Source organism: Arthrobacter sp. 147(2020), from assembly GCF_013116715.1.
Classification (GTDB): Bacteria; Actinomycetota; Actinomycetes; order Actinomycetales; family Micrococcaceae; genus Arthrobacter_D.
The window spans coordinates 144,342-166,358 of the sequence record NZ_JABFOM010000003.1 but is presented as its reverse complement, the minus strand read 5'-3'; the positions used below and the strand labels follow the sequence as shown (position 1 = coordinate 166,358).

The 22,017-nt window shown below is 61.9% G+C and carries 30 protein-coding genes; 26 read left to right on the top strand and 4 right to left on the bottom strand.

Annotated elements, in window-relative coordinates:
- Positions 1–2 precede the first annotated feature (2 nt).
- The 24 genes from rplV to HMI58_RS04160 all read left to right on the top strand — a co-directional run bounded on the left by rplV (position 3) and on the right by HMI58_RS04160 (position 14,246).
- On the top strand, positions 3–368 hold the full coding sequence (gene rplV / locus HMI58_RS04275) for a 50S ribosomal protein L22 (protein WP_024475619.1): 366 nt from the start codon (positions 3–5) through the stop codon (positions 366–368).
- Positions 368–1,225 (top strand): 30S ribosomal protein S3, encoded by an 858-nt coding sequence (rpsC, locus tag HMI58_RS04270; RefSeq protein WP_171618255.1) that lies wholly within the window; start codon positions 368–370, stop codon positions 1,223–1,225. Before rplV ends, rpsC begins: the two co-directional genes overlap by 1 nt.
- Positions 1,226–1,642: a 50S ribosomal protein L16 gene (rplP, locus tag HMI58_RS04265; protein WP_019481500.1), complete on the top strand. Its 417-nt coding sequence runs from the start codon at positions 1,226–1,228 to the stop codon at positions 1,640–1,642.
- 2 nt (positions 1,643–1,644) lie between these two features.
- The gene (rpmC, locus tag HMI58_RS14805) at positions 1,645–1,980 is read left to right on the top strand and encodes a 50S ribosomal protein L29 (protein WP_171618254.1); all 336 of its coding nucleotides are present in this window, start codon (positions 1,645–1,647) and stop codon (positions 1,978–1,980) included.
- Complete coding sequence (gene rpsQ / locus HMI58_RS04255; protein ID WP_318779119.1) at positions 1,977–2,270, top strand: 30S ribosomal protein S17; 294 nt, start codon at positions 1,977–1,979, stop codon at positions 2,268–2,270. The genes rpmC and rpsQ overlap by 4 nt, the downstream gene beginning before the upstream one ends.
- 289 nt (positions 2,271–2,559) lie before the next feature.
- Positions 2,560–2,928: a 50S ribosomal protein L14 gene (gene rplN, locus HMI58_RS04250; RefSeq protein ID WP_019481503.1), complete on the top strand. Its 369-nt coding sequence runs from the start codon at positions 2,560–2,562 to the stop codon at positions 2,926–2,928.
- A 3-nt stretch (positions 2,929–2,931) separates the two neighbouring features.
- Positions 2,932–3,312: a 50S ribosomal protein L24 gene (rplX, locus tag HMI58_RS04245; RefSeq protein ID WP_171583906.1), complete on the top strand. Its 381-nt coding sequence runs from the start codon at positions 2,932–2,934 to the stop codon at positions 3,310–3,312.
- A complete protein-coding gene (gene rplE / locus HMI58_RS04240) occupies positions 3,312–3,887 on the top strand; it encodes a 50S ribosomal protein L5 (protein WP_019481505.1) in 576 nt (191 codons plus the stop codon). Before rplX ends, rplE begins: the two co-directional genes overlap by 1 nt.
- Before the next feature lie 99 nt (positions 3,888–3,986).
- Complete coding sequence (gene rpsH, locus HMI58_RS04235; protein WP_019481506.1) at positions 3,987–4,385, top strand: 30S ribosomal protein S8; 399 nt, start codon at positions 3,987–3,989, stop codon at positions 4,383–4,385.
- A gap of 24 nt (positions 4,386–4,409) precedes the next feature.
- Positions 4,410–4,946: a 50S ribosomal protein L6 gene (gene rplF, locus HMI58_RS04230; protein WP_171583907.1), complete on the top strand. Its 537-nt coding sequence runs from the start codon at positions 4,410–4,412 to the stop codon at positions 4,944–4,946.
- Positions 4,947–4,948: 2 nt separating this feature from the next.
- A complete protein-coding gene (gene rplR / locus HMI58_RS04225; protein WP_019481508.1) occupies positions 4,949–5,332 on the top strand; it encodes a 50S ribosomal protein L18 in 384 nt (127 codons plus the stop codon).
- Between the two features lie 29 nt (positions 5,333–5,361).
- Positions 5,362–6,078, top strand: a complete 717-nt coding sequence (rpsE, locus tag HMI58_RS04220; protein WP_171583908.1) for a 30S ribosomal protein S5 — start codon at positions 5,362–5,364, stop codon at positions 6,076–6,078.
- Complete coding sequence (rpmD, locus tag HMI58_RS04215) at positions 6,078–6,290, top strand: 50S ribosomal protein L30 (RefSeq protein WP_171583909.1); 213 nt, start codon at positions 6,078–6,080, stop codon at positions 6,288–6,290. The genes rpsE and rpmD overlap by 1 nt, the downstream gene beginning before the upstream one ends.
- Complete coding sequence (rplO, locus tag HMI58_RS04210; protein ID WP_171583910.1) at positions 6,290–6,784, top strand: 50S ribosomal protein L15; 495 nt, start codon at positions 6,290–6,292, stop codon at positions 6,782–6,784. Before rpmD ends, rplO begins: the two co-directional genes overlap by 1 nt.
- Before the next feature lie 194 nt (positions 6,785–6,978).
- Positions 6,979–8,292, top strand: a complete 1,314-nt coding sequence (gene secY / locus HMI58_RS04205; RefSeq protein ID WP_171583911.1) for a preprotein translocase subunit SecY — start codon at positions 6,979–6,981, stop codon at positions 8,290–8,292.
- The gene (locus HMI58_RS04200; RefSeq protein ID WP_171583912.1) at positions 8,289–8,861 is read left to right on the top strand and encodes an adenylate kinase; all 573 of its coding nucleotides are present in this window, start codon (positions 8,289–8,291) and stop codon (positions 8,859–8,861) included. Before secY ends, HMI58_RS04200 begins: the two co-directional genes overlap by 4 nt.
- A gap of 7 nt (positions 8,862–8,868) precedes the next feature.
- Positions 8,869–9,693 (top strand): type I methionyl aminopeptidase, encoded by an 825-nt coding sequence (gene map / locus HMI58_RS04195; RefSeq protein ID WP_171618253.1) that lies wholly within the window; start codon positions 8,869–8,871, stop codon positions 9,691–9,693.
- A gap of 206 nt (positions 9,694–9,899) precedes the next feature.
- Positions 9,900–10,121 carry a translation initiation factor IF-1 gene (infA, locus tag HMI58_RS04190; RefSeq protein WP_019481515.1) on the top strand — a complete coding sequence of 74 codons (222 nt, stop codon included), beginning with the start codon at positions 9,900–9,902 and terminating at the stop codon, positions 10,119–10,121.
- A 73-nt stretch (positions 10,122–10,194) separates the two neighbouring features.
- Entirely contained in the window at positions 10,195–10,308 is a 114-nt protein-coding gene (rpmJ, locus tag HMI58_RS04185; protein WP_024475611.1) for a 50S ribosomal protein L36, read from the top strand.
- A gap of 172 nt (positions 10,309–10,480) precedes the next feature.
- Positions 10,481–10,858: a 30S ribosomal protein S13 gene (gene rpsM / locus HMI58_RS04180; RefSeq protein WP_171583914.1), complete on the top strand. Its 378-nt coding sequence runs from the start codon at positions 10,481–10,483 to the stop codon at positions 10,856–10,858.
- 167 nt (positions 10,859–11,025) lie between these two features.
- Positions 11,026–11,427: a 30S ribosomal protein S11 gene (gene rpsK / locus HMI58_RS04175; protein ID WP_019481517.1), complete on the top strand. Its 402-nt coding sequence runs from the start codon at positions 11,026–11,028 to the stop codon at positions 11,425–11,427.
- 169 nt (positions 11,428–11,596) lie between these two features.
- Positions 11,597–12,607 (top strand): DNA-directed RNA polymerase subunit alpha, encoded by a 1,011-nt coding sequence (locus tag HMI58_RS04170; RefSeq protein WP_171583915.1) that lies wholly within the window; start codon positions 11,597–11,599, stop codon positions 12,605–12,607.
- Between the two features lie 64 nt (positions 12,608–12,671).
- The gene (rplQ, locus tag HMI58_RS04165; RefSeq protein WP_171618252.1) at positions 12,672–13,289 is read left to right on the top strand and encodes a 50S ribosomal protein L17; all 618 of its coding nucleotides are present in this window, start codon (positions 12,672–12,674) and stop codon (positions 13,287–13,289) included.
- A gap of 24 nt (positions 13,290–13,313) precedes the next feature.
- On the top strand, positions 13,314–14,246 hold the full coding sequence (locus tag HMI58_RS04160; RefSeq protein WP_171618251.1) for a tRNA pseudouridine synthase A: 933 nt from the start codon (positions 13,314–13,316) through the stop codon (positions 14,244–14,246).
- A 14-nt stretch (positions 14,247–14,260) separates the two neighbouring features.
- Here the strand turns inward: HMI58_RS04160 and HMI58_RS04155 are convergent, their stop codons facing one another.
- Positions 14,261–16,015, bottom strand: coding sequence for a PAS domain-containing sensor histidine kinase (locus HMI58_RS04155; protein ID WP_205207871.1), 1,755 nt, complete (start codon positions 16,013–16,015; stop codon positions 14,261–14,263).
- A 171-nt stretch (positions 16,016–16,186) separates the two neighbouring features.
- Between HMI58_RS04155 and HMI58_RS04150 the strand changes: the two genes are divergently transcribed.
- Positions 16,187–16,942, top strand: a complete 756-nt coding sequence (locus HMI58_RS04150) for a response regulator transcription factor (protein ID WP_171618250.1) — start codon at positions 16,187–16,189, stop codon at positions 16,940–16,942.
- 32 nt (positions 16,943–16,974) lie between these two features.
- Here the strand turns inward: HMI58_RS04150 and HMI58_RS04145 are convergent, their stop codons facing one another.
- Both HMI58_RS04145 and HMI58_RS04140 read right to left on the bottom strand, forming a co-directional pair.
- Entirely contained in the window at positions 16,975–17,376 is a 402-nt protein-coding gene (locus HMI58_RS04145; protein ID WP_171618249.1) for a hypothetical protein, read from the bottom strand.
- A 251-nt stretch (positions 17,377–17,627) separates the two neighbouring features.
- Complete coding sequence (locus HMI58_RS04140; protein WP_171618248.1) at positions 17,628–18,224, bottom strand: A24 family peptidase; 597 nt, start codon at positions 18,222–18,224, stop codon at positions 17,628–17,630.
- Positions 18,225–18,263: 39 nt separating this feature from the next.
- Here HMI58_RS04140 and HMI58_RS04135 point away from each other — a divergent pair, with 39 nt between their 5' ends.
- On the top strand, positions 18,264–21,125 hold the full coding sequence (locus HMI58_RS04135; RefSeq protein ID WP_171618247.1) for an EAL domain-containing protein: 2,862 nt from the start codon (positions 18,264–18,266) through the stop codon (positions 21,123–21,125).
- On the opposite strand, the gene HMI58_RS04130 is transcribed toward HMI58_RS04135, so the two are convergent.
- Positions 21,117–21,995, bottom strand: a complete 879-nt coding sequence (locus HMI58_RS04130) for a type II secretion system F family protein (protein WP_171618246.1) — start codon at positions 21,993–21,995, stop codon at positions 21,117–21,119. The two genes, HMI58_RS04135 and HMI58_RS04130, sit on opposite strands and share 9 nt — an antisense overlap.
- Positions 21,996–22,017 lie beyond the last annotated feature (22 nt).

Sequence of the window (22,017 nt, the reverse complement as noted above, 5' to 3'; positions counted from 1 at the left end):
CAATGGAAGCCAAGGCAGTTGCGCGTTTTTCGCGTGTCACGCCTATGAAGGCCCGGCGCGTCGTCAACCTGGTTCGTGGCAAGCAGACGAATGAGGCTCTGGCAATACTGAAGTTCGCCCCACAGGCAGCTTCAGAGCCGGTATTCAAGGTAGTACAGTCGGCGGTCGCCAACGCCCGGGTCCTCGCGGACCGGGACGGCATCGCATTCGACGAAGATAACCTGATCATCAGCGAGGCATTTGTTGATGAAGGCCCCACGATGAAGCGGTTCCGGCCGCGCGCTCAGGGCCGTGCGTTCCGCATCTTGAAGCGGACCAGTCACATCACAGTTGTAGTAGCAACCCCTGAGAAAGCGCAGGTCCGCTAGTGGGACAGAAAGTAAACCCGCATGGGTTCAGGCTCGGTATCACCACGGACCACCGTTCGCACTGGTTTGCCGACAGCAACAAGCCCGGACAGCGGTACAAGGACTATGTCCGCGAGGACATCAAGATCCGTCAGCTCATGGCTACAGGTATGGACCGCGCCGGTATCGCCAAGGTAGAGATCGAGCGCACCCGTGACCGTGTCCGTGTGGATATCCACACTGCACGTCCCGGCATTGTGATCGGCCGCCGCGGCGCCGAAGCAGACCGCATCCGCGGCGAGCTGGAGAAACTGACCGGCAAGCAGGTTCAGCTGAACATCCTCGAGGTCAAGAACCCCGAGATGGAAGCTCAGCTTGTTGCCCAGGGCGTTGCTGAGCAGCTCTCCTCACGTGTGGCCTTCCGCCGTGCGATGAAGAAGGCAATGCAGTCGGCACAGCGTGCCGGTGCCAAGGGCATCCGTGTCCAGTGCTCCGGTCGCCTGGGTGGCGCTGAAATGAGCCGGTCCGAGTTCTACCGCGAAGGCCGTGTGCCCCTGCACACCCTCCGTGCGAACATCGACTACGGCTTCTTCGAAGCGAAGACCACCTTCGGTCGCATCGGCGTCAAGGTCTGGATCTACAAGGGCGACATCACCGCGAAGGAGCTCGCAGCCCAGGCTGCAGCAGCACCATCGCGTGGACGTGGCGGCGGAAGCGACCGCCCAAGCCGTGGACCAGCAGGAGCTGACCGTGGCGGTGACCGCGGTGCAGACCGTCGTCGTCGTAACCCGGCCGGTTCCGCTCCCGCCGACGCGCAGGCAACTGCCGCACCGGCTGAAGCTGCAGCTCCGGCAGCAGCGGAAGGAGGACAGGCTTAAATGCTTATCCCACGTCGAGTCAAGTTCCGTAAGCAGCACCACCCGGGTCGTTCCGGCGCTGCAACCGGTGGCACTGAGGTCAGCTTCGGTGAATGGGGTATCCAGGCTCTGAGCCCGGCATATGTCACCAACCGTCAGATTGAAGCTGCACGTATTGCCATGACCCGCCACATCAAGCGTGGCGGCAAGGTCTGGATCAACATTTATCCGGACCGCCCACTGACCAAGAAGCCTGCCGAAACCCGCATGGGTTCCGGTAAGGGTTCGCCCGAGTGGTGGGTTTCGAACGTCAAGCCGGGTCGGGTTCTCTTCGAACTCTCCGGTGTATCAGAAGAGGTAGCCCGCGAAGCCCTGCGCCTAGCAATCCACAAGCTGCCGTTGAAGGCACGCATTGTGCGTCGTGAGGGTGGTGAATAGACATGGCTATAGGTTCAAAGGAACTGACATCCGAGCAGCTGGACGGCTTCGATCGTGATCGCCTGGTCGAGGAACTCCGGAAGGGCAAGGAAGAGTTGTTCAACCTCCGCTTCCAGTCCGCTACGGGTCAGTTGGAAAATCACGGGCGTCTGCGCTCAGTGAAGCGCGATATCGCACGCCTGTACACGGTGATGCGTGAGCGTGAGCTCGGCATTCGGCCTGACTACGTTGCTCCCGTTGAGGAAGCAAAGCCTGAGAAGGCCAAGAAGTCCAAGAAGGCCTCCACCAAAGACGCCCCGGATGCGGGCACCGAGGCATCTAAGGAGGACGCCAAGTGAGTGAACAGAAGAGTGAAGCAACGACGTCGGACGATCTTGCTCGCGGCTACCGCAAAACCCGTCGCGGGTACGTAGTCTCGGACAAGATGAACAAGACCATTACGGTGCAGGTTGAAGACCGCGTGAAGCACGCGCTCTACGGCAAGGTTCTTCGCCGCAGCACCAAGGTGAAGGTCCACGACGAAGAGAACACCGCCGGCATCGGCGATCACGTTCTCATCAGCGAAACCCGGCCGCTGTCCGCTACCAAGCGGTGGCGCCTGGTCGAGGTTATCGAGCGCGCCAAGTAGGCACACTCGATCTCCACGCACTAAACGACTGCGCCCCGGTCGTGATCTCGCAGCTGCGATTTCGCGTCCGGGGCGCTTTCGCGATAAGATGAAAATCTTGTCTGTCCGGTGGGTTAGAGGTATGAGCTTCCACACCGGCGATTGAGACAAAAGCCCGATAATCTTGTTCAGCTTCTTTGTGCCGGCGTGTTCGCGTGCCTGCACAGGCTGAGGACCAGTATTACGGGGCCAACCCATATCCGTTCCGCAAGGCTCGCAGAGAGAACCAGCGCGACGACAGGAGTAATAAGTGATTCAGCAGGAGTCGCGGCTTAAGGTCGCCGACAACACGGGTGCCAAGGAAATCTTGACCATCCGCGTTCTCGGTGGATCTGGACGCCGCTACGCAGGCATCGGCGACGTGATCGTCGCCACCGTCAAGGACGCAATTCCCGGCGGTAACGTCAAGAAGGGCGACGTCGTCAAGGCGGTTATCGTCCGCACCAAGAAGGAACGCCGCCGTGCGGACGGTTCCTACATCAAGTTTGACGAGAACGCTGCGGTGATCTTGAAGACAGACGGCGACCCACGCGGTACGCGTATCTTCGGTCCCGTTGGTCGCGAACTCCGCGACAAGCGCTTCATGAAGATCATCTCGCTGGCGCCGGAGGTGCTCTAACCCATGGGAGCGAACAAAGCAGTGAAGTTCAAGATCAAGAAGGGTGACCTGGTTCAGGTCATCAGTGGAGCCAAGCAGGAACGCGGCGGAGACCGCGGCAAGCAGGGCAAGGTTCTGAAGGTATTCCGGGAGAACAACCGGGTCCTCGTCGAAGGAATCAACCGCGTTACTCGCCACACCAAGGTTGGACAGTCGCAGCGCGGCTCCAAGACCGGCGGCATCGAGGTCATTGAAGCCCCCATCCATATCAGCAATGTTGCAGTGGTTGACCCCGAGACCAACAAGCCGACCCGCGTCGGTTACCGCATCGATACCGTAGAAAAAGACGGTAAAGAGCGCACGGTCCGGATCCGCGTCGCCAAGGCATCAGGGAAGGATCTCTAATGACTACCGAAGCCGTAGAGACAAAGATCTCCCCGCGCCTGAAGACGCGCTACGCCGCTGAAATCAAGTCAGGACTGCAGGAAGAATTCGGTTACACCAACGTCAACCAGGTTCCTCGCCTGGTCAAGGTTGTTGTCAACATGGGTGTTGGAGATGCCGCCAAGGACTCCAAGCTCATCGATGGTGCCGTCCGCGACATGACCCAGATCACCGGTCAGAAGCCTCAGGTCACGAAGGCCCGCAAGTCCATCGCACAGTTCAAGCTGCGCGAGGGAATGCCCATCGGCTGCCACGCAACTCTGCGCGGAGACCGCATGTGGGAATTCGTTGACCGCCTGGTCTCGCTTGCCCTTCCCCGTATCCGCGACTTCCGTGGCCTCAGCGGCCGCCAGTTCGACGGGAACGGCAACTACACCTTCGGACTCACGGAACAGTCAATGTTCCACGAGATCGACCAGGACAAGATCGACCGCGTACGTGGCATGGACATCACCGTTGTCACCACCGCAAAGACCGACGACGAAGGCCGCGCGCTGCTCAAGGCGCTTGGCTTCCCGTTCAAATCCGAAGATTAATCTAACTACGTTCCAGGTCCGTACCGGGCAGGGCAGGACGCAAGTCCGACACCCTAAACCGGGCCCCGGAAACCGTTACGAGGAAGGGCAAGAGCCCACATGACAATGACAGATCCTGTGGCAGACATGCTGACACGTCTGCGCAATGCAAACTCCGCATACCACGACACCGTGAGCATGCCATACAGCAAGCTCAAAGCTCGCGTCGCCGACATCCTGAAGGCTGAAGGCTACATCGCGGGCTGGAAGGAAGAGGAAGCGGAGGTCGGCAAGAAGCTGACCATCGACCTCAAGTTCGGTCCTGAGCGCCAGCGTTCAATCGCCGGCATCCGCCGCATTTCCAAGCCCGGACTCCGCGTTTACGCGAAGTCCACCAACCTGCCGCACGTGCTGGGTGGCCTTGGTATCGCAATCCTGTCCACGTCCTCCGGACTGCTGACAGACCGCCAGGCATCCAAGAAGGGCGTGGGTGGGGAAGTCCTCGCCTACGTCTGGTAGCCGGAACAGAGAAGGAGTAAACACATGTCACGTATTGGACGTCTCCCCATCTCCGTTCCCGCGGGTGTTGAGGTAAAAGTCACCGGTAACCTGGTGTCCGTCAAGGGAGCCAAGGGGGAGCTGAGCCACACCGTGCCCAGCCCGATCCTGGTTGATCTTGACGAGAACACACTGACCGTCACCCGGCCGAACGACGAGCGCGAATCGCGTTCGCTCCACGGCCTGACGCGCACCCTGATCTCCAACATGATCATCGGTGTCACCGACGGTTACAAGAAGAACCTCGAAATTGTCGGCACCGGTTACCGCGTGCAGGCTAAGGGTTCCGACCTGGAGTTCGCACTGGGCTTCAGCCACCCGGTAGCCGTCAAGGCACCGGAGGGCATCACTCTGACCGTTGAGGGACCTACCAAGGTTTCCGTCTCCGGCATCAGCAAGCAGCAGGTCGGCGAAGTCGCCGCAAACATCCGCAAGCTGCGGAAGCCGGACCCCTATAAGGGCAAGGGCGTGCGCTACGCAGGCGAAGTTGTTCGCCGTAAAGTCGGAAAGTCTGGTAAATAATCATGGCTATCAGCATTAATAAGAAGCGAAGCTCCAAGAGCAAGTCCGCCCAGCGTGGACGCCGCCACCTCCGTGTGCGCAAGCGCATCACCGGAACAGCGGTTCGCCCGCGTCTGGTAGTCAACCGGTCCGCACGGCACATGTTCGTTCAGGTTGTCGACGACGGACTGGGCGTCACGGTTGCTTCGGCATCCACCCTCGAAGCGGATCTCCGTGCATTCGACGGTGACAAGACCGCCAAGGCCAAGCGCGTGGGCAACCTCGTCGCAGAGCGTGCCAAGGCCGCTGGTATCGAAGCAGTCGTCTTCGACCGCGGCGGCAACAAGTACCACGGCCGCATCGCCGCCATCGCTGATGGCGCCCGCGAAGGTGGGTTGGCACTGTGACCGAGGAAAACAACGCAAAGGAACCTGAATTGAGTACAGGTACTGAACAGCCTGCTGCTACAGCTCCGGCTGCAGAGGCACCCGCAACGGCAGCTGCCGACGACCGCAAGGGTGGTGCCCGTGGAGAACGCGGTGGCCGCAACAGCGGCGCCGGTGGCCGCGATGGCGGCCGTGGCGGTCGCGATGGCGGCCGCGGTGGCCGTGACGGCGGTCGCGGAGACGACAAGGACAAGTTCGTCGAACGCGTCGTAGCCATCAACCGCGTATCCAAGGTAGTCAAGGGTGGGCGGCGTTTCAGCTTCACCGCCCTGGTTGTCGTCGGTGACGGTAACGGTATGGTCGGTGTCGGGTACGGCAAGGCCAAGGAAGTTCCGTCAGCCATCGCCAAGGGTGTTGAAGAGGCCAAGAAGTCCTTCTTCAAGGTCCCTCGCATTGGCGGCACCGTTCCCCACCTGGTGCAGGGTGAAGCGGCTGCGGGCGTAGTCCTGCTCCGCCCGGCCTCCCCAGGTACCGGTGTTATCGCCGGTGGCCCGGTGCGCGCCGTACTGGAGTGCGTCGGTATCCACGACGTGCTGTCGAAGTCACTCGGCTCCTCGAACGCCATCAACATTGTTCACGCAACCGTTGACGCCCTGAAGCGGTTGGAAGAGCCCCAGGCAGTAGCCGCCCGTCGTGGGTTGCCACTGGACCAGGTCGCTTCCTCGTCGATGCTGCGCGCAATGCAGGAACAAAAGGCAGGTGCGTAATGGCAACTCCCAAGCGCGTGTTAGTAAGCTCAGCGAAGCTTCAGATCACCCAAACCAAGTCCGCCATTGGCGGCAAGCAGAACCAGCGCGACACCCTGCGGTCCCTCGGCCTGAAGCGCATCGGACACACAGTTGTCCGTACCGCCGATGCCGTTACCGTTGGCATGGTCAACACGGTTCCGCACCTCGTGAAGGTTGAGGAGGCCAACTAATGGCAGAGAAGAATGTGGCAGCAGCCACGGTTACAGGGGACTCGGAGCGCGTTCACGCGCTCAAGGTCCACCACCTGCGTCCAGCTCCAGGAGCCAAGACCGCCAAGACCCGCGTGGGCCGTGGCGAAGGCTCCAAGGGTAAGACCGCAGGCCGCGGTATGAAGGGTACCAAGGCCCGCTACCAGGTCAAGGCAGGCTTCGCAGGTGGACAGCTTCCCCTGCACATGCGCCTTCCCAAGCTGCGCGGTTTCAAGAATCCGTTCCGGGTCGAGTTCCAGGTTGTGAACCTGGACAAGATCTCGGAGCTCTACCCCAACGGTGGCGAGGTATCGGTTGACAGCCTGGTCGCCAACGGCGCGGTTCGCAAGAACCAGCCCGTGAAGGTACTGGGCACCGGAGAGATCACCGTCAAGGTCGATGTCACGGTACACGCCTACTCAGCTAGCGCTGCAGAGAAGATCACTGCAGCCGGCGGTTCGGTCACCGGGCTCTAGATAGATCCGCTGTGATCTACCCGATCTAGCAACTAGACTCTTGGTGGGCCGGAACAATCCGGCCCACCAAGAGTTTTTTTACGCCCTATCAGCGCACCAATCGCGCCCCCGGGTCCAATGCACCGGGTTTCAACCGTTAGACTCGGTTGTTGAGTATCTGTCCGCCATGGACACCAAGACCTTCAGGAGGACGCTTGCTTAGCGCTATTGGCCGGGCTTTCCGGACGCCAGACTTACGGCGCAAGCTGTTGTTCACGCTGGGAATCATCACCATCTTCCGCCTGGGTGCCTTCATTCCCGCGCCCGGTGTTGACTACGGCAACGTCCAGCAGTGCTTGCAACTCGGTAACACCGAGGGCGGGCTCTACGAGTTCGTGAACCTTTTCAGTGGTGGCGCACTCCTCCAGGTCTCCATCTTTGCCCTGGGGATCATGCCCTACATCACCGCGAGCATCATCACGCAGTTGCTGCGCGTTGTGATCCCGCGCTTCCAGGAACTGCACCAGGAAGGCGCGCAGGGCCAGTCCACTCTGACCCAGTACACGCGCTACCTGACGATCGCACTCGCCCTGTTGAATGCCACCACCCTTGTCTCCCTGGCGCGATCCGGTGCGCTGCTGGGTGACTGCCCGGTGCCGATCATCCCTGATGACAGCATCATCACCATCCTGCTGCTGATCCTCACCCTGACCGCAGGCACCGGCCTCATCATGTGGATGGGCGAGCTCATCACCGAGCGCGGCGTCGGCAACGGCATGTCACTGCTGATCTTCACCGCCATCGCTGCAGGCTTCCCCACCTCACTGGGCGAGATCCTCCGCACCCAGGGCTGGACTGTCTTCGTGGCAGTTATCGCCATCGGGCTGGTCGTTGTCGCATTGGTGATCTTCGTCGAACAGTCGCAGCGAAGAATTCCTGTGCAGTACGCGAAGCGGATGGTCGGCCGGCGCACCCTCGGCGGCAGCAGCACCTACATCCCGATCAAGGTGAATATGGCTGGCGTTATCCCGGTCATCTTTGCCTCGTCGATGCTGTACCTGCCCAGCCTGATCGCGCAGTTCAACACCCCAACCGATGGGCAGACACCGCCACCGGAATGGGTCAACTTCATCACCACCTACCTGGCAAACGGCGACCACCCGCTCTACATGGCCCTGTACTTCGCCATGATCGTGTTCTTTACCTACTTCTACGTAGCGATCACGTTCAACCCGGACGAGGTCTCAGAGAACATGAAGAAGTACGGCGGGTTCATCCCCGGGATCCGGGCCGGCCGGCCAACGGCCGAGTACCTCCAGTACGTGCTGTCCCGTATCACCCTCCCCGGAGCCATCTACCTCGGTTTGGTAGCACTGATCCCGTTGATCGCCCTCGTGCTGATCAACGCTAACCAGAACTTCCCCTTCGGCGGCGTCTCAATCCTCATCATGGTGGGCGTTGGACTCGAGACGGTGAAGCAGATCGACGCTCAGCTACAGCAGCGTCACTACGAAGGGTTGTTGCGATGACACGCATGCTCATAATCGGTCCTCCCGGATCCGGTAAAGGCACACAGGCGGCGCGGATCTCCGAACGGCTCGGCGTCGTAGCAATCTCCACCGGGGACATCTTCCGGGACAACGTCAAGCGCGAAACCCCGCTTGGCGTGGAAGCCAAAAAGTTCATGGACGCCGGAGATTTCGTCCCCGACAGCGTCACCAACTCGATGGTGCGCGACCGGCTCAAGGAAGATGACGTCCGCGATGGCTTCCTTCTGGATGGCTACCCACGGACCGCCGCCCAGGTGACCGAGCTTGATGACATCCTGCACCAGAACGAACTGACGCTCGATGCGGTTTTGCAGTTGACAGCCCCCGACGAGGAACTGGTCCGTCGCTTGACCAACCGTGCGCAGCTTGACGGGCGCAGCGACGACAACGAGGCTGTCATCCGGCACCGTCTGGACCTCTACCACGAGCAGACGGAGAGCGTGGTGTCACAGTACGAAGGGCGCGGCATCGTCAAGCGCGTCGACGGCATCGGCGCAATCGACACGGTGACCGAGCGTGTGGTCAGTGCCCTGAACGGTTCGCGCTAACTTGTCGATGTTCCGCCAGTCAAAGGTTGAGTACAAGAGCAACCAACAGATCCTCACGATGCGCAAGGCAGGGTTGGTGCTTTCGACGGCCCTGGACGAGGCTATTGGTGCAGCGGCCATCGGTGTCACTACTGCTGAATTGAACTCGGTATTCGCTGACGTACTGAAGTCGGCCGGGGCAACCTCGAACTTTCTGGGGTACCACGGCTTTCCGGCGTCCATCTGCGCTTCCGTCAACCACGAAGTGGTTCACGGCATACCCGGGGACTACGTACTCCAGGACGGCGATATCCTCTCCATCGACGGAGGCGCAGTGGTGGACGGGTGGCACTCGGATTCCGCACGATCTGTCATCGTCGGGCAGCCCCGTGCTGAAGATCAGCGCCTCTCTGACGCCACCGAATCCGCCATGTGGCATGGCATCGCGGCCCTGGCCGGCGGACGCAACGTTGGCGACGTCGGCAATGCGATCGACGACTATGTCACCGGGCTCGACGGCGCCCCTCTGGGGATCCTGCAGGACTATGTGGGACACGGTATCGGGACCCAGATGCACCAGCCGCCAGACGTCCTGAACTACCGGAGCGGACACCGCGGTCCGAAGATCCGGCCCGGGCTATGCCTCGCGATTGAACCGATGCTGGTTCTTGGCAGCCTTGAGACAACCCTGCTCGACGACGACTGGACGGTCGTCACCACAGATGGCCGTCGCTCCTGCCAGTGGGAGCACACAGTCGCTGTGCATGACCGCGGCATCTGGGTCCTCACTGCAGCTGATGGCGGTGCCTCAAAGCTGGAGCCGCTGGGGGTCACACCCGTTCCGCTGTCGTAGTGGTTCGGACGCACCGCGCGATTTAACATTTCACCTTCGTTAGCGTAGAGTTGCCTGTTGGTTGTCTCTACTCCTGTGCCCATTTAGGGCGCCCACGCGTGCACGATCCGGGACGTCCGGATCTGTTGCTGCGGTGGGAGTAAGCCAACAATTACCACCCCATTCGTTCGCCGCGCAAGCGGTGGGCATAGACGTTAGCGGAGGATATGGCCAAGAAAGACGGTGTCATTGAGATTGAAGGCACTGTGAACGAGGCTCTGCCCAACGCGATGTTCCGCGTTGAGCTGGCCAACGGTCACATTGTCCTTGCCCACATCTCGGGCAAGATGCGTCAGCACTATATCCGGATCCTCCCCGAGGACCGGGTGGTAGTGGAGCTTAGCCCTTACGACCTCACCCGAGGTCGCATTGTCTACCGCTACAAATAAGGAATTCTCCCATCCTGCCTCAGGGTAGGGAGTGTAGTTACAGCACAATCTGCAAACAACGCAAAGGAAAACCATGAAGGTCCAGCCGAGCGTCAAGCGGATCTGCGATAAGTGCCAGGTGGTTCGCCGCAAGGGCAACGTACTCGTGATCTGCGAAAACCCGCGCCACAAGCAGCGTCAGGGATAGTTCTTCTCCTTCCGAGAAAAACCCCTCACGCAGTAGCAGTACATCCATAAAGGCAGAGCAGTTCCCTTCTTTAGATGGGAGCACACCCCCGGGCACGGAGGCCGGGGAGCTGAAAACCTCAGCAGGCCGCTCTGTTTCAGACCTCCAGTAACACCAAAGGAGAACCGCCACTATGGCACGTCTCGCTGGCGTAGACATTCCCCGCGAAAAGCGGGTAGTGATAGCGCTTACCTATATCTATGGCGTGGGCAAGACCCGTGCAGACCAGACGCTGGCAGAAACCGGGATCAGCCCGAATACGCGCGTCAAGGACCTCACCGACGCGGAGCTGCTGCAGCTGCGTGACTACATTGAAGTCAACTACAAGGTCGAAGGTGACCTCCGCCGTGAGGTAGCCGCCGACATCCGCCGGAAGGTGGAGATCGGAAGCTACGAAGGCATCCGGCACCGCCGCGGTCTTCCAGTGCGCGGACAGCGTACGAAGACCAACGCGCGTACCCGTAAGGGCCCCAAGCGCACCGTAGCCGGCAAGAAGAAGGCCGCGCGCTAGATCCCCACTGGCTCCCTAACTTAGCTCGCTTCGCTCGCTAAGCCAGGGAACCCTCGCCAGCGGAGGCCCCTGTGAATTGGGGCTAATGGTTCTAGCCAGCCGCTTGCTCGCCATCAGGGCCCTCACCGGTCCCGGCACCTCACCCATCACCTTTCGTAGGAGAAGCAATGCCCCCCAAGACTCGTGGAGCGGTACGTAAGCCGCGTCGCAAGGATAAGAAGAATATCGCGCTTGGACAGGCGCACATCAAGAGCACCTTCAACAACACCATCGTGTCCATCACGGACCCGTCAGGCGCAGTTATTTCCTGGGCCTCCGCTGGTGAAGTTGGATTCAAGGGCTCTCGCAAGTCGACGCCGTTCGCCGCGCAGATGGCAGCCGAGGCTGCTGCCAAGCGTGCACAGGAGCACGGCGTCAAGAAGGTCGACGTTTTCGTCAAGGGCCCAGGCTCAGGTCGCGAAACGGCTATCCGCTCGCTGCAGGCCACCGGCCTGGAGGTTGGCTCCATCCAGGACGTCACTCCCAGCGCCCACAACGGTTGCCGGCCTCCGAAGCGTCGCCGCGTCTAATTAGCTTTTCCGGCGTCGAATGCCGCCCTGAGTGTGGTTCCGGGTTCCGGGATCATTCCAGGGCGGCGTTCGACACCGATCCTTAAGCTAATAAGCGTTGCTTGCTAGCTGTCCCTTTCCACCATTTGTGTTGCGTCATATAGCGGATGCTCCCTGAAAGGAAATGTAAGTGCTTATTGCACAGCGCCCCACCCTGACTGAAGAAGTCGTCGCCGACAACCGCTCGCGGTTTGTCATCGAGCCGCTTGAGCCCGGTTTCGGCTACACCCTCGGAAACTCACTCCGCCGCACCCTGCTGTCATCGATCCCGGGTGCAGCTGTAACCAGCATCCGCATCGACGGCGTGCTGCACGAGTTCACCACGGTTCCCGGTGTCAAGGAAGATGTCACTGAGATCATCCTGAACATCAAGAACCTGGCTGTGTCCTCCGAGCACGACGAGCCAGTCGTCGCCTACCTGCGCAAGCAGGGGCCCGGCGTCGTCACGGCAGCGGACATCGCGCCTCCAGCAGGCGTCGAATTCCACAACCCGGATCTGCACATTGCCACCCTGAACTCGAAGGGCAAGTTCGAGCTCGAACTGACCATCGAGCGTGGACGCGGCTATGTATCGGCTTCCCAGAACAAGTCCGGTGACTCCGAGATCGGCCGTATCCCGGTCGACTCGATTTACTCACCGGTCCTGAAAGTCACCTTCCGGGTTGAAGCAACCCGTGTTGAACAGCGCACCGACTTCGACCGTCTGATTGTCGACGTCGAAACCAAGGACGCCATCGCCCCCCGCGATGCCGTGGCCTCGGCAGGCACCACCCTGGTGGAACTGTTCGGTCTGGCCCGCGAGCTCAACACCGCCGCTGAAGGCATCGAGATTGGCCCGTCGCCCACTGACGCTGCCCTGGCAGCCGACATGGCGCTTCCGATCGAAGATCTTGAGCTGACCGTTCGTTCGTACAACTGCCTCAAGCGGGAGGGCATCCACACCGTGGGTGAACTCGTTGCCCGTTCCGAGGCAGACCTGATGGACATCCGTAACTTCGGTGCGAAGTCCATCGATGAGGTCAAGGCCAAGCTCGTTGAGCTCGGCCTGTCCCTGAAGGATTCCCCTCCAGGGTTCGACCTCGCGGCTCGCGCAGCAGCCATTGAAGAGGACGACGCCGCTTACAGCGACGAAGAGCTCTAACAACTTAGAACGACCTGTCCGCCGCCCTTAGCGGCGGACAGGACCACTTAGAGGAGAAACAATCATGCCCACACCAACAAAGGGCCCACGTCTCGGAGGCGGTCCGGCGCACGAACGCCTGATGCTCGCCAACTTGGCCGCCTCACTGTTCGAGCACAAGCGCATCACCACCACGGTGACCAAGGCGAAGAGGCTTCGTCCCTACGCCGAGCGCCTGATCACCTTCGCGAAGAAGGGCGATCTCGCCTCACGTCGTCGCGTCCTTGGCGTCATCAGCAGCAAGAGCATTGTCCACGAACTGTTCACGGACATCGCCCCAGCCGTTGCTGAGCGCGAAGGTGGCTACACCCGCATCACCAAGATCGGCAACCGCAAGGGCGACAACGCCCCGATGGCCGTCATCGAACTGGTTCTCGAGCCAATGTCAGCGAAGCAGTCAGTCGTTGCAGAAGCAGAACAGTCCAAGGCCAACGCAGCTCCTGCCGCGCCGGTCCAGGCCGAATCACCCGAGTCAGCCGATTCGCCGGACTCGCCCGAGTCAGCTGACTCAGTGGATTCAGCCGAATCAGCGCCGTCGGCCGAAGAGGTCGCCGCTGAAGACACGAACGTCAGCGCCGAGGCCGGCGCCGACGAGGTTGTCGTCATTGAAGAAGGCACCACTGAGGACGACGGCAAGAAGTAATTCTTCTGCCGCTGTGTAAGCACTGTGATTGAGCAAAAGCCCGCTGTCCCTGTTGAGGATGGCGGGCTTTTGCGTGTCCGGCTCGACCTCGCCTACGACGGGGCGCACTTCTCCGGGTGGGCTGTCCAGCCAGGGTTGCCGACGGTTCAGGGGGTGATCGAGGCCGGTCTTCAGACCCTGCTTCGTAGACCAGCACGCCTGACGGTCGCGGGCCGCACCGATACCGGCGTCCACGCCCGGGGCCAGGTGGCGCACGTGGACCTCACACCCGAGGAGTGGCGCGGCCTTAGCAGGGGCAAGGAAATGACGCCGGAAACCGCAATGCTGCGGAGGCTGGGCGCCACGATCAGCCGCGAACTTGGAAGATCGGACCGTCAGCGCCACCAGGTTCCGGCGGTCGTCGTCCGTCAGGTGTCGCTCGCGCCTGCCGGATTCGATGCCCGGTTCTCGGCGCTATGGCGTCGCTACAGTTACCGGATAGCCGACCGGCCCGGGTTGCGGGATCCGCTGGTCCGCGGGGTCACCCTCTGGCACCCTGAAGAACAGCAGGTCAACCGTCTGAACGACGGTGCGCGGCAGCTTCTCGGGCTCCAGGACTTCCGCTCCTTCGTGAAACCCCGTCCCGGGGCGACAACCGTCCGTGAACTACAGCGCTTCGATTTCGAACGAGCGGAGGACGGGATCATTACCGTTGCCATCCAGGCCGATGCATTCTGCCACAACATGGTTCGTGGACTGATCGGGTCGACCCTACGGGTGGGGTCCGGGGAGAAGGAGCCGTCCTGGCTTCTTGAACGGTTGCACGCCCGCACGAAGGAAGCGCGCTCGGTGCTTGCCGCCCCTCATCCGTTGATCCTCGAGGAGGTCCGCTATCCCGACGACGCCGCTATTGGTCGACGGGCCGAGGAGACCCGCGCCCGGCGCGACGGCACAGTGGGAGTGTCACCCCTCCGTTGACACGCTGCGGGGGATCAGGGTTCCGCGCTGGTGGCTGCCGCAGTATCCGCGATAGTCCTCGGAAGTGTGACGGTGAACGTGGTCCCGACGCCGGGTGAACTGGCGCACCTGATGGTCCCGCCATGACCATCGACAATGGCCTTGGTCACCGCGAGGCCCAACCCGACACCGGGAATAGCTGCCTCACGTGCGCCCCGTGCGCGGAAGAAGCGGCCATAGACCAGGCTGGCCTCACGCTGGGTCATCCCTATGCCGTGGTCCTGAACTTCAATCTGGACGGTGTCCTGACCTGCGTGGGCCCGCACGACGATATCCCCCCCGCTGGGGGAGTACTTGATGGCGTTGGAGAGCAGGTTGTCCACGACCTGGCCGATGCGGAGCGGATCGGCGATCACCCACAAGCGGTCGGGCAGTTCGGATACCAGGTTCACGCCAGCAACGTCGGCCTGTGCCTTGGCGGAACGCACCCGTGAAGCGACGAGCTCCGATAATTCGGTGGGTTGCGGATGCAGGCTCATCGCTTGGGTGGTGGAGGATAGGAGGTCGGAGACCAACACCGACAGCCTTTTTGCGTTCCGTCTGGCAACGATGAGTGATTGGTGGGCCGCCGGTGTCAGGGGTTCCTGCGATTCCAGGACAAGGTCGAGGTGGCCGACGATCGAGGTCAGTGGGGTGTTGATCTCATGCGTGACGTTGGCAACGAAGTCTTCCTTCACGGTGAGCAATCCGACCAGTTCGGTAACGTCGTTGAACACGATGACCGATCCGGCGAAGTTCCCCTCGGTGTCGATCATTGGCCGTGCAGCGGTGGAGACGGCGCGCTGGGTGTCGCCCTCGCCTAGCCAGAGCAAATTGTTGGAGAAGCTTTCTCCGTTGACCGCGCGGCGGATTGGGTGCATGGAGCCGGGCAGGGGCGCCCCACCCTTGCTGCCGGAGAACGGCAGCACATCCTCGTCCTTGGCATCCGATTGGTCTGCAGCTTTAAGAAAAAGCTGTTGCTGGCGGTTGGTAAGGAGCGTCCTTCCCTCCGTGTCGACCGCGACGACCCCGACGCCGACCGTGTCGAGGATCGCGGAAAGCAACCGCTCACGGTTCCCGCTCTCAGCCTCCAGCACACTCACCGCCTGGTTCCTCCGGTCCAGCTCGACGATCTGCTGCATCAACCGGGTACTCGAGAGGCGCATCGTAAGGAACACGGCAAGCATTGAGATGGGGATCAACAGCGTTTCGACTGCCTTGAGCCCGGTCATCGAAAACGTCGATAGCAGCGGATAGTGGACGATCAGGTAGGGCGCAACAAAGCTGATCAGCGCTGAAACCACGACCATTCGCCCCGCCACGGCGAGCCAGATCACCGGGAACAGAGACAGCGCCCCAAGCCCGGGAAGGGACTCGTAGGCACCGTTACGGACAAAACCGATGGCAATGAAGTCCAGTAGCGGGATGGCGAGGATGGCCTCCGGCGGGAACCGCTCCCACGGCATAAGCAGGCACGCGACGAACAGCAGGAGGAGGAGCCCCAGGCCCACCAGAAATGCACCGTTGTCGAAGATCTCCGGGTTGAGGAATGGCGCTGACGCAGCGATCAACACAATAATGAGCGTGAGCGGTAGCTGGTAGAGGGCCGTCTTCCCGCGCAGGCCCAGCTTTCGTTCGAACAGTTTGTCCCCGAGCAGCCAGAACTGGTGCGATGTCGAGGTGCTGGGCGCCGTGAAAGGTGTGTGCTCTGGTGGTGCAATGTCGGCGTCCCCTGGCCGTAAGCGATGCATGCGTCCATTATCCTCCCGGATTCCCTGAGCGATAGCCACAGCAGGGGATCAGTACCCGGTCCCAAACGAGTATGCTGGGAGCCAAAGGTAAGTATTGTGACATGAGAGGTACATCCTTGACAGGGCGCCACCACCTCGGGTTGGGTTCCAGCGAAGAATAGGGGATGAGATATGAGCGATCCCGGAGTAGCAGTTGTCATTGAGGACGATGACGATGTGCGGAACCTGGTCGACGCTGTTCTCACCCAGTCCGGCTTCGAGGTTCATTCGGCGGGTCTGGGACGCGAGGGTGTTGAACTGGTCGCCCAGCACAGCGCCACGATAGTGACGCTTGACGTGGGGCTCCCTGACATTGACGGCTACGAGGTGCTCCGACGGATTCGCTCGACGAGCGATTGTTATGTATTGATGCTCACCGCCCGCACCGACGAACTCGACACTTTGACGGCACTGCAATCCGGGGCCGACGACTTCATCACCAAACCGTTTCGCCCCCGGGAACTGAGGGCACGGATCGCCGCGATGCTTCGCCGCCCGCGAGGCCAGGGCCCGATCGGTGCAAGCGCCGCGCCCCTGGAAACGGTCGATAGCGAGTCTGGACTGTTGAAGCACAACGGGCTGACGCTCGACCACGAGACTCGGACGGCCAGCCTTCCAGGTACCACACTCAGCCTGACCCGCAGCGAATTCGACCTACTGCATGACTTGCTGCGCAGCGGAGGGGCGGTTCGCACGAAGGCCAACCTGGTAAGAGTGGTGCGCGGGCACCATTACCGGGACGATGCCTTCATCAGTGACGCCGACGAACGGGCGGTCGAAGTCCACATGGGCAATCTGCGAAGAAAACTGGGTGAGGACTCGCGGGAACCGAAGTGGCTGCTCACGGTCCGCGGCGTCGGCTACCGGCTGGCGCCCCGCCAGGACTGAACCGCCCGAACTGTGTCGTTGTGCCCCGATCGTCACCCGGGAGTCTCCTCGTCGCTGGCCGCTTCCCCGCCGAGCAACAGTTCTTCGGTAGTCTCCAGAGCGCAGGAGTTCAGACGGGGCAGCAGCTCTGCGGCCGCTGAAAACTCGTCGACCCTGATCAGGTCCTCCACGCCGGAAGCCAGCTGGGCAAGCCTGACCGCGCCCACCATCGTCGAAGTGGTCTTGATGCTGAGAATGGCATCCAGTGCGCTGACACTGTTGCGTTGCTCAATGTCGGTGGACAGCCGCAGATACCTTTCATCCCAGGCCTGAACGAACTCGAGGACAAACGATCTCACGGCTGTCGGATGGTCGAGGTGGTCCTGCAGGCGGTCAAGCGTCTCGCGGTCAACAAGGGGAAGTCGTCTGCGTTCCGGGACGGTCACGGCGCGCATTTCGCGGAATCCGCCGCAGACGCAGCCACCGAAATTGCCATGATCACCGCCTCACGCCCGGCGTAGCCTATCTTCAACATTTCCCAAGGATACGTTCGAAATACCCGGTTGGGGTGCCTCCGCCGAGACCCTGCGGAAAAGCTTCGTCATTCCTACAAATGGAGCGGATCAAGCGCCGGTTTTACCGCAACGACAGGTCCAGATCGCGGACCAGTTCGCCGTCATGGAGCTCTACCAGTCGATCGGCCAGGCTAGGCGAACACCATCACCCCGGCGAGACAGGCCACGATCATCGGCGGCCCAAACGGGAATACCGAGCGGCGTGACGCCTTTTGCGCGAGCAGCAGGAAAACACCGATCAGTGCCCCGAGAATGAAACCGCCCAGCACGGTCACCGCCCAGGCATTCACCCCGGCGTACCCTCCGTAGAGTCCCAACACCCCGGCGAGTTTCACGTCCCCCATGCCGAGGCCCCCCGGTGAGACGAGCGCCAGGACCAGGTAGAGGGCAAACATGGCGAGGCCGCCAACGATCGCCCCCACCAACCGGTCCCATTCCCCGGAGACGAGGCTCGCCACCGAGAAGAGCGCCAGCGCGCAGACGCCGAACGGCAGCAGAAGGGCGTTGGGCAGGAGGCGGGTCCGGAGATCCACGACTCCCAGCACCACAGCGAAAACCGGCAGTGCAAGGAAAGCGGGGGTGGCGGGGGACCACCCAAATCGCCAGAGCACGAGCGCGCACAAGACGGCCGTCACCACGCCAGTCCATAGCCGTACCGCCGGGGGGAGGGCCAGCACCGATCGTGGCAGGACTGTCCGTCCCGCTTGGTCGTCCTGTTGGCGGTCCATTCGCCCATTATCTACCGTGGCAGGGCATAGGCTGTGATTATGACCACGCACCATCCCTCGGTCTCGCCCGAGGGAAATCCGCTGCCGCAGGCACAGCCAAGGTTGCGCGAATCCCTCGACGCCCTGCCAGTGGCAGTAGCTCTCATCACTGCAGACGGCGTAATTTCGGAGGTCAACCGGGAGTGGGAGAAGTTCCCCCAGCCCTTTGGCACACGCGGAACCCACGGAGCAGGGGAATGCTACACGTCGGTGTGCGATGATGCGGCGGCGCACGGGGACGACGCGGCGATGGTGGTCTCCCGTGGTCTGCGCACCGTGCTGGGTGGAGAGGAACAGAACCTGGCTCTTGAGTACTCGACGCGCGGCGGGGAGCGCTGGATTCGGACCCGGATCTGCCGAAGCGACAGCGGGGGTCTGGTGATCACCCACCTCGACATCACACGCCAGATGTTGGGACAGCAGGAAATCCTTTTTCAGGCTTCACTGCTGAACGCCGTCGGCCAGTCTGTGATCGCCATTGACCTTCAGGGCAGGATCACGTACTGGAACGACGCGTCGGTGGGCATGCTGGGCTGGAAAGCAGGCGAAGCAGTGGGCCGTCAGTTCGCTGATCTCGCCCTGTTCGAGAATGGCTCAAAGGCGGCGGCAATCATCGCCCAGGTCACTGCTGGGGGTACATGGGCCGGCGAGCACTGGACGAAGCACCGCAACGGGCGCCGGCTGTCGGTCTACTCAACTGTCACGCCGCTGTACGACGCCGAGGGCAAGGTGACCGCCGTGATCGACGTGTCCACTGACACCACCGAGTCACAGCAGGCAGAGGCTGAGATGGGTCGCCTCTCGAGCCTCGTTGAGTCGTCGAATGATGCAATCAACGGCGCCACCCTCGACGGGATCATCACCAGCTGGAACGCCGGAGCCGAGAAGATGTACGGCTACTCGGCCAAGGAAGCGATCGGGAAGAGCGTCGCCATGCTGTCACCGGTGGAGCGCTCGCGGGCGGACGAGGGGTTACGGGATCGGCTCCGGAGGGGCGAATCGGTGATGGGTGAATATGTCCTGGGGATGCGCAAGGACGGCACCCTGATGGACATCTCGTTGACGTTGTCACCCATGTATGACGCCTCGGGCCAGCTGATCGGGTCGTCGGCCATCGCACGCGACGTCACCGAACTCAACACGCTGCGCGCGGCGTCCGATCTGGAACGGGACCGGCTCGCCGCCGCCCAGGAAATGGCACATGTGGGGTCGATTGAATGGGATGCAATTACAGGCCGCGTCTGGTGGTCCGACGAGTACTGCCGGATCCACGGGATGCCGGTGAGGTCAACCGGCGCGCGGGAGCCACTGGTGCGCTCCGTCCACCCCGCCGACCGCGGCCGGGTCGTCCAAATCTGGGATGACCTCATTTCCCGGGGTGGACCGGTCGAGTTCACCTATCGGGTCATGACGCCAGAAGGGGACACCCGGTGGGTGTCCGCCCGGGGCACCCTTGAGAGGAACGGCGACGGCACACCGGTCAAAATGCTGGGGACCGCTATGGACATCACCGAGCGCAAACTCGGCGAACAGGCGCTTGAACGGTTGGCGTTCCGGGACCCGCTCACCGGGCTGGCCAACCGGGCGCTGCTCACCGAGAGCATCGAGAGTGCGCTCGCCCACTGTGCCCTGCGGGGAACCCGGGTGGGGTTGCTCTTTCTCGACGTCGACCGGTTCAAAGTGATCAATGACGGTCTGGGGCATGCGGCAGGGGACAGCCTGCTGGTCCAGCTGGCTGGACGGTTGCAGGACGCGGTGCGCCCCGAAGACACCCTGGCACGCTTTGCCGGTGACGAATTTGTGATCGTGTGCTCGGATATGACCAAGGAAAATGCGACCCAGTTGGCCCGGCGTATCCGGACCGCTGTGCAACGGCCGTTCGAGCTCCTCGAGCGGGAAGTTTTTGTCGACGTCAGCATCGGCATTGCGATCTCTGACGTCGACGACACCCCCGGATCGCTGCTCCGCAACTCGGACGCCGCGATGTACCGGGCGAAGGGGAGTGGCAGGAAGAAGGCAGTTCTCTTTGACGAGGCGATGCACCGTCGTGCCGAACTGCGCCTCGCAGTGGAGTCGGAACTGCCCCGTGCCATCGAACGGGATCAACTGAAAATTCATTATCAACCGGTGGTGGACGTTGCCGGAGGTGAACCGATCGGGTTTGAGGCCCTGCTGCGTTGGCAGCATCCAGAACATGGCCTGGTTGGCCCTGACTCGTTCATTCCTGTTGCCGAAGAGACCGGCCAGATAGTGCCGATTGGTCTGTGGGTGCTGCATCAGACGTTGAAGCAGGCCCAGCTTTGGAAATCAGAGGTGCCCGGCGCCGCGAACTGGCGGATCTCGGTGAACCTGTCCGCTCGGCAGCTCCAGGATCCGGGCCTGCCGGCCGCCGTGGATGAGGCGATCCGGGCAACCGGGATCGACGCGGCCGCCCTGGTACTGGAGATCACCGAGTCGGTGCTGATGGGCGACGCGGACCAATCGTTGAGGACGCTGACGAAACTGCGGAGCCTCGGCATCGGGATCGCCATCGACGACTTCGGGACTGGGTATTCGTCGCTGAGCTACCTCCGCCGCTTCCCCGTCACATCATTGAAGATTGACCGCTCCTTCACCGAGGGGCTCGGGGGAAGCGATGCGCATGCTGGACCCATCGTGGAGGCAATTGCCGCCATGGGGCGTGCGCTCGGTCTACGGGTAGTGGCAGAGGGGGTGGAAACCGTAGAGCAGTTGCGTGAGCTGTCCCGCATGGAAGTCCAGTTCGCCCAGGGTTACCTCTGGTCGCCAGCGTTGCCCGCCGACAAGGTGCCGGGATGGTTTGCGGCCCACCAGGTGGGTACCGCAGGGCGGTCGTTAACCTAGCGTCTCCATGAGCTTGATTGCTGCCGGCCCCAGGACCACGATGAAGAGCACTGGCAGGATGCAGACCATCAGGGGGAACAGCACCTTGACCGGAATCTGCATGGCTTTTTCCTCGGCACGCTGGCGGCGCTTCATTCTCATTTCGCTCGCCTGCACCCGAAGCACACTGGAGATCGAGATACCGTAGCGGTCGGCCTGGACGATGGCGTTGACGAACTTTCGCAAATCCGGCGCATTGGTCCGGGAGAGCAGGGCCGCGTACGCCTCCCGGCGTGCCATCCCCAACTGCATGTCCTGAAGGGTTCGGACCATTTCCGCCGAGAGGGGGCCCTTTCCATTCTGTCCGGCGCGCGCCATGGCGGAGTCGAAGCCTAGCCCGGCTTCGACCGCGATGGTCATCTGGTCGAGGGTGTCGGGCAGTTCGAGCGCAATGGCCGCCTGGCGTTCGGTGCCTTTGCTGTAGACGAGAAGGTCTGGCACAAAGTAGGCGATTGCCGTGAGAGCCACCGCGAGCAGCACGCTGCGGGCTCCCGGTGCGCCACTGACATAGAGAATCCCGAGAACTGCCGCAGCCAGGGCCAACAGGATCTTTGCGGTGACCACTCGCCGCAGCGGCCATCCCGCTGGTCGACCTGCGAGAGCAAGCCGGCGGTCGAGTTTTGCGACCAGGCGGTCCGGGGTGAAGCGGCCGGCGATGGTTTCGAGCCAGGAACCGTTGCGCTGCTTCACCTTGGTCTCATTGGTGAGACCGCGGATCAGATTTTGCTGGATCTGGGTTCGTCCCGGCGCTCGATGCCCGACGACCGACCATCCAAGGAGCGGCACCGCAGCCACGATGGCCAGGATGCTCAGTATTAGCAGTGGCGGCATGTGATCCTCCTTCCAGGCCAGC